Origin of the sequence: Kitasatospora sp. NPDC094016 (genome assembly GCF_040304045.1) — a bacterium.
Lineage (GTDB): Bacteria > Actinomycetota > Actinomycetes > Streptomycetales > Streptomycetaceae > Kitasatospora.
Window position 1 is genome coordinate 120,267 of record NZ_JBEOUK010000021.1, and the last position, 11,246, is coordinate 131,512.

The 11,246-nt window shown below is 75.5% G+C and carries 4 protein-coding genes; all 4 read left to right on the forward strand.

Annotation, left to right across the window (positions count from 1 at the left end):
• Positions 1-172: 172 nt before the first annotated feature.
• Entirely contained in the window at positions 173-1,405 is a 1,233-nt protein-coding gene (locus ABT015_RS20690; RefSeq protein WP_350881055.1) for an IS256 family transposase, read from the forward strand.
• Positions 1,406-1,788: 383 nt separating this feature from the next.
• Positions 1,789-1,917: a hypothetical protein gene (locus ABT015_RS20695; protein WP_350881057.1), complete on the forward strand. Its 129-nt coding sequence runs from the start codon at positions 1,789-1,791 to the stop codon at positions 1,915-1,917.
• A 61-nt stretch (positions 1,918-1,978) separates the two neighbouring features.
• Positions 1,979-2,191 carry an MbtH family protein gene (locus ABT015_RS20700; protein WP_350881059.1) on the forward strand — a complete coding sequence of 71 codons (213 nt, stop codon included), beginning with the start codon at positions 1,979-1,981 and terminating at the stop codon, positions 2,189-2,191.
• 236 nt (positions 2,192-2,427) lie between these two features.
• Positions 2,428-11,246: non-ribosomal peptide synthetase (locus tag ABT015_RS20705; RefSeq protein ID WP_350881061.1), on the forward strand; the 8,819-nt coding region annotated here is incomplete at its 3' end.

Consider the following 11,246-nt stretch of genomic DNA (forward strand, 5'->3'; position numbering starts at 1 on the left):
GACCGCGGCAGTGGCGGACCCGAGCGCACCCGGCCGCGGTGACAGGCGGATGGCCGCCGTGTCGCGCCTGTCGCCCCGTCGGGGCGGCCGGGGCGGACGGCCGGCGGACGAACGGCCGACAGACGGAGGGCACCCCTTGTTGCGAGCTGATCCCGGGCCGGCGGTCCCGCCCGTGGACCTGGCCGAGCTGGTGGACCAGCGGCTGGTACGGCAGTTGGCGGAGGCCGCCGCCGAGCAGGTCGGCTCCGGCGCGATCCGGCTGCTGGGCGACGGCGGGCTGTTCCAGACGCTCGCCAAGCAGCTGATCGAGCACGCCCTGGAGCTCGAACTCCAGGAGCACCTGCACGGGGCCGAACCCGGCACCGAGCCCGGCACCGAGCCCGGCACCGGACCCGGCGCCAACGTCCGCAACGGCGCCCGGGCCAGACGGCTGCTCACCGAGGTCGGCCCGGTCGAGGTGCGGGTGCCCCGGGACCGCCAGGGCAGCTTCACCCCCCGGGCCGTCCGCCCCCGGGCCCGCCGGCTGCCCGGCCTCGACCGGCTGGTCATCTCGCTCACCGCGCGCGGCCTCAGCTCGGGCGAGCTGGTGGCGCACCTGGCCGAGGTGTACGGCGTGGAGCTCAGCCGGGAGACCGTCTCCGCCATCACCGACCAGGTGCTCGACGAGCTCGACGAGCGGCGCCGGTGCCCGCTCGGCCCCGTCTACCCGGCGGTCTTCCTGGACGCGGTGCGCAGCGGCCGCTCGGGCGGCCCGCTGGTGCACCTGGCGCTCGGGATCTCCGCCGACGGCCGGCGCGAGGTGCTGGGCCTGTGGCCGGCCACGGACGGGGAGCACTGGCCGCAGGTGCTGACCGAGCTCACCGAGCGCGGGGTGCGCGAGGTCTGGGTGCTGGTCGGCGACACCGGCGGGGGCCTGGCCGAGGCGGTGTCCGCGCGGTGGCCGCGCACCGTGGTGCACGGCTCGATGGCCCACCTGCTGCCCGCCGCGCTGCGGCACGCGCCCGGCGAGGACTGGGGCGCGCTCGCGCGGACGCTGCGCGAGATCTGTGCCGCGCCCACCGAGCGGGCGGCGATGGCGCGGCTGTCCCGGGCCGAGCGGGAGTGGGGTCCGGGCCACCGCGAGGTGTTCCGGGTGTGGCGGTCGGCCTGGCCGCTGCTCGCGGCCGGCTTCCGTTTCGGCCCCGCGGCGCGGCGCCTGCTCGCGGGCGGGGGCGCGCTGGAGCGGCTGCACGCCCGGCTGCGCCGGATCGAGCAGGCCTCGGGCCGGGTGCAGGACGAGCGGGCCGCGCTCAAGCGCGCCTACCTGGCGACGATCGCCCTGGAGTCACCCGCCTCGGCGGGGCGGACGTGGAGCGACGACTGGCCCACCGTCCGCGAGGAACTGCGCCGGGGATCCCATTTCTGACGCTCCATAACCGCGAGCACTGACGCTCCGTAACCTATAATGCTGACACTCCGTAACCTCCCGCCCCCTGCGGGGGGTTCGGCGACTTCCGGGGGCCGGAGTCTCCCCCGGCGACGTGCCGGGAGAGCGGTTGACCGAAACCCTCGCCAGTGACCGGTTCCCACCACTGATCTGACAGTGCCAGGCACTCTTTGGATCAGATCTGTCTGTTTTTGACATGATCTGTTCGGGCTTCCGGTTCCCGCAATGCGTGTTCCCGATCATGGCCAGAGCTTCCACCCCCGTTTGAGCCTCGGCAGGATGAATTTCCGAGCGAAGAGGGCCGACCGCCCCCTCGGAAAAAGGAATTAACGATGAAGAATCTTGCCGTTCGCATTCACCATATGCTCGGGATTCTCGCCGTTCTGCTGGTCGCCGGACTGGGCGTCCAGAGCAGCGCCGACCCGTACTCGCCCCTGGCCGCCGCCACCCTCGTCTCGGCGCCCAACGCCGACTCCGGCTGGGGTCCGTGAGCCGCGCTCCGGCGTAATTCCCTCCTCCCCGAAATTTCTCCGAACAAAGAGGAAACCGACGATGGCGAACCCGTTCGAGGACCCCGACGCCAGCTACCTCGTCCTGGTGAACGACGAGGGCCAGCACTCGCTGTGGCCGGGCTTCAGCCCGGTGCCCGACGGCTGGCAGCAGGTCTTCGGCGCCGCCGGCCGGCAGGACTGCCTCGACTACGTCGAACAGCACTGGCAGGACCTGCGGCCGAAGAGCCTGCTCGCCCAGCAGTCCGGCCACTGACCGCAGCGGCCCAGCGCTGAAGCCGCACCGCAGCACCGCGGCACCGCTGGAACCGCACCGCCAGAACCAGCCAGCACCACCAGCGCCACCAGCACCGCACCACCAGCGCCACCAGCACCGCGCCACCATGCCACCGCACCGCCGCTCCATCGACCGCCCGGGCCGACCGCCCCGAAGGTCGCCGAGCAAGCCGTTCCCGCCACCGCGGGGGCCAGCCGTACGAGGGAGAGAGTCACATGTCCGGGGTCCAGCAGACGCACAGAGCCGACCGGCGGCCGACCCTGACCACGCTGGTGGACGCCCAGACGTCCCGCACCCCGCAGGCCCCCGCCCTGTACGCCGAGGGCACCACCCTCACGTACGCCGAGCTGGACGCCCGCGCCAACCGGCTGGCCCGGGTGCTCGCGGCCCGCGGCCTGGGCACCGAGGACATCGTCGCGCTCGCCCTGCCGAAGTCCCCCGAGGCCGTCGCCGCGATCCTCGCCGTCGCCAAGACCGGCGCCGCCTGGCTGCCCGCCGACCCGGCCTACCCCGCCGAGCGGCTGCGCCACATGCTGACCGACTCCCGCGCCGCCCTGGTGCTCACCACCGCCGAGGCCGCCGCCCAGCTGCCCGGGACCGGCGCCCCCCGGCTGCTGCTCGACGACCCCGGGCACCTCGCCGAGCTGGCCGCCCGGCCCGGCACCCCCTTCACCGCCGCCGAGCGGGTGCGGCCGCTGAGCGCCGGGAACACCGCGTACGTGATCTACACCTCCGGCTCCACCGGAGTGCCCAAGGGCGTGGCCGTCACCCACACCGGGCTGCCCAGCATGATCGACACCCAGGTCGCCGCCACCGGGGTCGGCCCCGGCAGCCGGGTGCTCCAGGCCGCCTCGCTCAGCTTCGACGTCTCCGTCTCCGACCTGGCCGTGGCGCTCTCCACGGGCGCCGCCCTGGTGCTCCCCCGCGAGCAGAGCCAGCTGGTCGGCGAGCCGCTGGCCGACCTGATCGAGCAGTACAGCGTCACCCACGCCGACATCGCCACCGCGATGGCGGCCACCCTGCCGGACGTGCCGCTGCCCTCCCTGCGCACCCTGATCGGCGGCGGCGAGGCCATCCCGCGCGAACTGGCCGCCCGCTGCGGCCGCGACCGCCTGATGCTCAACAGCTACGGGCCGACCGAGACCACCGTCATCGTCACCATGAGCGAGCCGCTCACCGGCGAGGAGCAGCCCCCGATCGGCCACCCCTGCCAGGACGTGCGCATCCACGTGCTGGACGAGCGGCTGCGCCCGGTCGAGCCGGGCACCGTGGGCGAGCTGTACGTCTCCGGCCCGCACCTGGCCCGGGGCTACCTCGGGCGCCCCGGCCTGACCGCCGAACGCTTCGTCGCCTGCCCCTTCGGTGAGCCCGGCGACCGGATGTACCGCACCGGCGACCTCGGCAGCCAACGGCCGGACGGGCAGCTGGACTTCGTCGGCCGGGCCGACGACCAGGTGAAGATCCGCGGCTTCCGGGTGGAGCTCGGCGAGGTCGAGCAGGCCCTCTCCGCCCACCCCGAGGTGCGCCAGGCCGTGGTGCTGGTCCGCGAGGACCGCCCGGGCGAGCGCCGCCTGGTCGGCTACACCGTCGGCGCCGCCGACCCGGCCGAGCTGCGCGCGTACTGCGCCGAGCGGCTGCCCGACCACATGGTGCCCACCGTCGTGGTGCTCGACCGGCTGCCGCTCACGCCCAACGGCAAGGTGGACAAGCGCGCCCTGCCCGCGCCGGTCTTCGCCGCCGCCGAGGAGGGCGGCCGGGCCCCCGCCGGGGAGCTGGAGCACGCCCTCGCCCGCCTCTTCGCCGAGGTGCTGGGCCTGCCCGCGGTGGGCGTCACGGACTCCTTCTTCGAGCTCGGCGGCGACTCCATCGTGGCCATCCGGCTCGTCTCCCGGGCCCGGCAGGCCGGGCTGCAGCTCACCCCCCGCGAGGTGTTCCTCTCGCCGACCGTCGAGGCACTGGCCCGGATCGCCCGACCGCTGGAGGGGCCGGTCGTCGCCGAACCCGCCGGGGCCGGCCTCGGCGAGGTGCCGCCGACGCCCATCGTGCACTGGCTGGCCGCGCAGCACGGCGCCGTCGAGAGCTTCTACCAGTCCACCCTGCTCACCCTCCCCGCCGGGAGCGGGCCCGAGCACGCGGCCACGGCCCTCCAGGCGCTGCTCGACCACCACGACGTCTTCCGCGCCCGCACCTCCCCGCTCGCCGAGCGCCCCTGGACGCTGCACGTCCCCGCCCCCGGCGCCGTCCCCGCCGAGGCCGTGCTGCGGCACGTCGCGGGCCCGGCCACCGGGGAGGCGCTGCGCGCCGAGACCGAGGCCGCCCGCGGGCGCCTCTCGCCCGAGGACGGCCGGATGCTCCAGGCCGTCCGGTTCGACGCCGGGCCGGGCCTGCCCCCGCAGCTCCTGCTCGTGATCCACCACCTGGCGGTGGACGGCGTCACCTGGCGCATCGTCGAGGAGGACCTGCTCGCCGCGCTCGCCGCCGCCCGCGAGGGCCGGGCCGTGGCGCTGGCGCCGGTGCCCACCTCCTTCCGCCGCTGGGCCCAGCGGCTCACCGCCGAGGCCGGGACCGACCGCCGGGCCGCCGAACTCCCGCTCTGGGAGGCCGCCCTGGCCACCCCGGACCCGCTGCTCGGCGCGCGCCCGCTCGACCCGGCCCGGGACACCTACGCCACCGAGGGCGTCCTGCGGCTCGTGCTGCCCGCCGAGACCACCCAGGCGCTGCTGACCCGCGTCACGGCCGCCTACCACGCGCAGGTCAACGACGTGCTGCTCACCGCGCTGGCGCTCGCCCTCGGCCACTGGCGCGGCGCGGCGACCGCCGGTCCGGACGGCGCCGTGCTGGTGACCGCCGAGGGCCACGGCCGCGAGGAGATCGTCGACGGCGTCGACCTGCACCGCACCGCCGGCTGGTTCACCTCCCTCTACCCCGTCCGGCTCGCCCCCGGGGCGCTGCCCTGGTCCGAGGTCACCGCGGCCGGCCCCGGGCTCGGCCGGGCCCTCGGCCGGGTCAAGGAGCAGCTGCGCGCCGTCCCGGACAACGGCATCGGCTACGGCCTGCTGCGCCACCTCAACCCGGCCACCGCCACCGTGCTGGGGGGGTACGCCGATCCGCAGGTCGAGTTCAACTACCTGGGCCGCTTCGCGCCGGAGGGCGTCACCGCCGAGGACGTGCTCGCCGGCACCGAGGCGATGAGCGAGGGCGCCGCGACCGGTCTCGCGCTCGGCCGGGTGCTCGGCCTGGACGCCACCACCGTCGACACCCCGCAGGGCCCGCTGCTGGTCGCCCAGTGGTCCTACGCCACCGGGCTGCTCACCGAGGAGCGCGTGGCCGCGCTCGCCGAGGCGTGGTTCACCGCGCTGCGCGCGCTCGCCGAGCACGCCGACCGGCCGGACGCGGGCGGACACACCCCCTCCGACTTCCCGCTCGTCACGCTCGGCCAGGCCGAACTGGACCAGCTCGCCGAACACCACGCCCCCGCCCGCCTGGTGGACGTCTGGCCCACCTCGCCGCTCCAGCAGGGCATGGCCTTCCACGCGGCGTACGACACCGACGGCGCCGACGTCTACACCTCCGTCTGCACCTTCGACCTCACCGGCCCGGTGGACGCCGACCGGCTGCGCGCCGCCGCCGAGGCCCTGCTGCTGCGCCACCCGAACCTCAGGGCGGGCTTCCACCAGCGCCCCGACGGCCCGCCCGTGCAGGCCGTGCCGGACGGCACCGAACTGCCCTTCACCGTCCTCGACCTGACGGCGCACGCCGACCCGCGGGCCGAGGCCGCGCGGATCGCCGCCGCCGAGTACGGCCGCCGCTTCGACCTCGCCCGGCCGCCGCTGCTGCGCTACACCCTGCTCACCCTCGCCCCCGGGCGCCACCAGCTGATCGCCGCCGCACACCACATCCTGCTGGACGGCTGGTCCACCCCGCTGTTCGCCGAGGAGCTGTGGGGCCTGTACTTCCAGCAGCCGATGCCCCCGGCCGCCCCCTACCGCGAGTACCTGCGCTGGCTCACCCGGCGCGACGGCGCCGCCGCCCGCGCCGCCTGGGCCCAGGCCCTGGCGGGCGCCGACGAGCCCACCCTGCTGGCCCCCGGCCGCTCCGCCACCGCCCCCCTGCTGCCGCTACGCCTGCACACCGGCCTCACCCCGGCGGCCACCGAGGCGCTGGCCCGCACCGCCCGCCGCTACGGCGTCACCCTCAACACCCTCGTCCAGGCCGCCTGGGGCGTGCTGCTGGCCCGGCTCATTGGGCGCGAGGACGTGCTCTTCGGCACCACCGTGTCCGGCCGGCCGCACGACCTGCCGGGCGTGGAGCGGATGGTGGGCCTGCTCATCAACACCGTGCCGGTGCGCGTCACCCTCGACCCGGCCGAGAGCTGGGGGCAGCTGCTGCTGCGCCTCCAGCACGAGCAGTCCGCACTGCTGGACCACCAGCACCTCAGCCTCACCGAGATCCAGCAACTCGCCGGAGTGGGCAGCCTGTTCGACACCGTCACGGTGTACGGCAACTACCCGGACCCGTCCGCCCTGGACGAGGCCGACCCGAGCGGCGCCACCCACGTCACCCTGGTCGAGGACGTCGACAGCGCGCACTACCCGCTGCTGCTGGCACTCACCCCCGGCGACGGCCTCCAACTGCGCCTGGACCACCGGCCCGACGCCTTCACCCCCGCCGAGGCGCGCACCCTGCTGGACCGCTTCCTCGCCCTGCTCGACCGGATCGTCGCCGACCCGGCCGAACTCGTCGGCGCCGTCCAGGTGTTGACCGAGGAAGAGCGCGAGCGGCTGCTGGCCGGCGGGACCGGCGCCACCGCGCCGCTGCCGGAGGCCGCGCTGCCCGAGCTGTTCGAGGCGCGGGCCGCCGCGGCGCCCGACGCGGTCGCGCTCACGGCCGACGACGTCGAGCTGACCTACGCCGAACTCAACGCGCGGGCCAACGGGTTGGCGGTGCGGCTGGTCGAGGCCGGGGTCCGCCCCGAGACCCCCGTCGCGCTGCTGATGGAGCGCTCGGCCGCCCTGGTGGTGGCGATCCTGGCCGTGCTCAAGGCCGGCGGCGCCTTCGTACCGCTGGACGGCGCGCAGCCGGTCGAACGCCTGCGGGCCGTCCTCGCGGACTCCGGGGCCCGGCTGGTGCTGGCCGACACCGCCCACCGGGCGCACCCCGCGCCGGCCGGACTGGACGTGCTCGACCCCGAGGGCGACGACACCGCCGGGAACCTCGGACTCCCCCTGAGCGCCGACCAGTTGGCGTACGTGATGCACACCTCCGGCTCGACCGGCGTGCCCAAGGGCATCGGCGTCACCCACCGGTCCGTGGTCGACCTCGCGCTCGGCGGGACGTTCACGGACGGCGGCCACCAGCGCGTCCTGCTGCACTCCCCCGTCGCCTTCGACGCCTCCACCTACGAGCTCTGGGTCCCGCTGCTCTCGGGCGGCCGCGTGGTGGTCGCCCCCGCCGGGCGGCTCGGCGTCGCCGAGCTGGCGACCGCGATCGGCCGGGGGCAGGTCGGCGCCGCCTGGATGACGGTCGGGCTCTTCAACGTGCTGGCCGCCGAGGCCCCGGAGACCTTCGCCGGGCTGCGCGAGGTGTGGACGGGCGGGGACATCGTCTCGCCGGCCGCCATCCGGCGGGTGCTGGAGCACTGCCCCGGCCTGCGGGTGGTGAACGGCTACGGGCCGACGGAGACGACGACCTTCGCGACCCGCCACCCGATGGCCACCGCCGCCGAGGTGCCGGCCGCCGTACCGATCGGGCGGCCGCTGCCCAACACCCGGGTGTACGCGCTGGACGCCGGGCTGCGCCCGGTCCCCGTCGGCGTCGCCGGTGAGCTGTACGTCGCGGGCGCCGGGCTGGCCCGGGGCTACGTCGGCCGCGCCGGCCTGACCGCCGAGCGCTTCGTGGCCTGCCCCTTCGGCGAGCCCGGCGGCCGGATGTACCGCACCGGTGACGTGGTGCGCTGGACCGGCACGGGCGAACTGGAGTTCGTCGGCCGCGCCGACGACCAGGTCAAGCTGCGCGGCTTCCGGATCGAACTCGGCGAAGTGGAGGCCGCGTTCACCGCCCACCCGGCCGTCGGCCAGGCCGTCGCCGTGGTCCGCCAGGACCAGCCGGGCGACAAGCGCCTGGTCGCCTACGTCACGGGCCCCGTCCGGCCCGACGAGCTGCGCGCCTTCGTCACCGACCGCCTGCCCGGCTACATGGTGCCCGCCGCGATCGTCGCCCTCGACGCGCTGCCCGTCACCCCCAACGGCAAGGTCGACCGCCGCGCCCTCCCCGCCCCCGACTACAGCGGCGCCGCCGCCGGACGGGCCCCGCGCACCGGCACCGAGCAGGCGCTCTGCGAACTCTTCGCCGAGGTCCTCGGGCTGGCCTCGGTCGGCATCGACGACAGCTTCTTCGACCTCGGCGGCCACTCCCTCCTCGCCACCAAGCTGGTCAGCCGCGCCCGCACCGCCCTCGGCACGGAGCTGCCGATCCGCGCGCTCTTCGAGCACCCGACGGTGGCCACCCTGGCCGCCGCCCTGCCCGCCTCCGGCGCGGCCCGCCCGGCCCTGCGGCCCGCCACCCGACCGGAGCGCGTCCCGCTGTCCTCCGCGCAGCAACGCCTGTGGTTCATCGAGCAGTTCGAGGGCCCGAGCGCGCTCTACAACACGCCCGTCGCCCTCCGGCTGACGGGCACCCTCGACCGCCCCGCGCTGGAAGGCGCGCTGCGGGACGTGGTGACCCGGCACGAGGTGCTGCGCACCGTCTTCCCGACCACCGACGGCCAGCCGCACCAACTGATCGCCGAAACACCCGAGTCGATCCTGCGGACCATACCCGTGGCCACCGAGGAGGCGCTCCGGGCCGCCCTGGCCGAGGCCGGCGGGCAGGTCTTCGACCTCGCCCACGACCTGCCCGTCCGTGCGACGCTGCTCTCCCTCCCGCACGACGAACACGTCCTGCTCGTCCTCATGCACCACATCGCCACCGACGGCTGGTCCGTCGCACCGCTCCTACGGGACCTCGCCACCGCCTACGAAGCCCGGCTCACCGGCGCCGCACCGCAGTGGCAGCCGATGCCGGTGCAGTACGCCGACTACGCCCTCTGGCAGCACGAACTCCTCGGCACCCCGCAGCAGCCCACCGCCCTGCTCGCCGAACAACTCGGCTACTGGCAGCAGGCGTTGTCCGGCCTCCCGGAGGAGCTGGTGCTCCCCTACGACCGGCCGCGCCCGACCGCTCCCAGCCACCGGGGCGGCGCCGCCGAGTTCGAGGTCGGCGCCGAACTGCACACCGCCCTGGCCGAGTTGGCCAGCGCGCAGAACGCCAGCCTGTTCATGGCCCTGCAAGCCGCCGTCGCCGCCCTCTACACCCGCCTCGGCGCGGGCACCGACCTCCCGCTCGGCACCCCCGTCGCCGGCCGCACCGACGAAGCCCTCGACGACCTGGTCGGCTTCTTCGTCAACACCCTGCTGCTGCGCACCGACACCAGCGGCAACCCCACCTTCCGCGAGTTGCTGGACCGCGTCCGCCGCACCGACCTCGACGCCTACGACCACCAGGACATCCCCTTCGAGCGCCTGGTCGAACACCTCAACCCCCCGCGCACCACCCGCCACCCCCTCTTCCAGTCGCTCGTCGCCCTGGAGAGCGGCCCGGCGGTGCCCGCCGCCTTCGGCGACCTGGCCTGCGCGGACCACCCCTTCGAGCTGGACGTGGCCAAGTTCGACCTGTCCTTCCGCTTCACCGAACAGGGCCCCCAGGCGGGCCTGTCCGTGGCGGTCGAGTACGCGGCCGACCTGTTCGACCACGCCACCGCCACCGCCCTCGCCGAGCGGCTGCTGCGCGTCCTGCGCGCCGTCGCGGCCGACCCCGACGCCCCGATCGGCAGCATCGAGATCCTCGACCCCGCCGAACGCGAGCACCTGCTCACCGGCTGGAACGGACCGACCGCACCGGTGCCCGAGGCCGCCCTGCCGCAGCTGTTCGAGGCCCAGGCCGCCGCCACCCCCGACACCCCCGCCCTGATCACCGACGCCGAACAGCTCAGCTACGCCGAACTCGAATCCCGGGCCGAGCACTTGGCGACCCACCTCGCCGAGGTCGGCGTCGGCGCCGACACCCCGGTGATCCTCCTGATGGACCGCTCCGCCGACCTGGTGACGGCGATCCTCGCGGTGGCCAAGGCCGGCGGCACCTACGTCCCGCTGGACGACCGGCACCCGGCCGAACGGCTGCGGCAGATCACCGCCGAGACGCGGGCGGCGCTCGTCCTGGTCGATCCCGCGCACCAGGACCACCCGCTGGCCACCGACGCCCCCTGCCCCGTCCTGCCGCTCACCGAGGGCTGGTTCGACGGCCCGCGCAGGCGGCGCGCCCAGCCCGCCGGGCTCCACCCGGAGCAGCTCGCGTACGTGATGTTCACCTCCGGATCCACCGGGGTGCCCAAGGGCATCGCCATCACCCACCGGGACGTGGTGCAGCTCGCGACGGACCCGTGCTGGCACCACCCCGACGGGCTGCGGGTGCTCTTCCACGCCCCGCACGCCTTCGACGCCTCGACCTACGAACTGTGGGCGCCGCTGCTCTCCGGCGGCCAGGTGGTCGTCGCGCCGCAGGGCGACCTGGACGCCTCCGCCATCCGCGAGCTGGTCCGGGCGCACGGGCTCACCCACGTGCACGTCACCGCCGGGCTGTTCCGCGTCATCGCGGAGGAGGACCCGGGCATCTTCAGCGGTGTGCGCGAGGTGCTGACCGGTGGGGACGTCGTCTCCGCCCCCGCCGTCCGCCGGGTGCTGGAGGCCGTCCCGGGCATCGCGGTGCGGGCACTGTACGGGCCGACCGAGACGACGCTGTGCGCGACCCAGTTCCCGATGCCGACCGCCTCGGCGGTCCCGAACGTGGTGCCGATCGGCCGCCCGCTGGCCAACACCCGCACCTACGTGCTCGACACCGCCTTGCAGCCCGTACCCGCCGGCGTGGCAGGCGAGCTGTACATCGCCGGCGCCGGACTCGCCCGCGGCTACACCGGCCGACCCGCCCTCACCGCCGAACG

Excerpts from the sequence above, each read along its gene's own strand:
- ABT015_RS20695 (WP_350881057.1), top strand. The coding sequence starts at position 1,789 with ATGCTCGGGATTCTCGCCGTTCTGCTGGTCGCCGGACTGGGCGTCCAG.
- ABT015_RS20700 (WP_350881059.1), top strand. The coding sequence starts at position 1,979 with ATGGCGAACCCGTTCGAGGACCCCGACGCCAGCTACCTCGTCCTGGTG.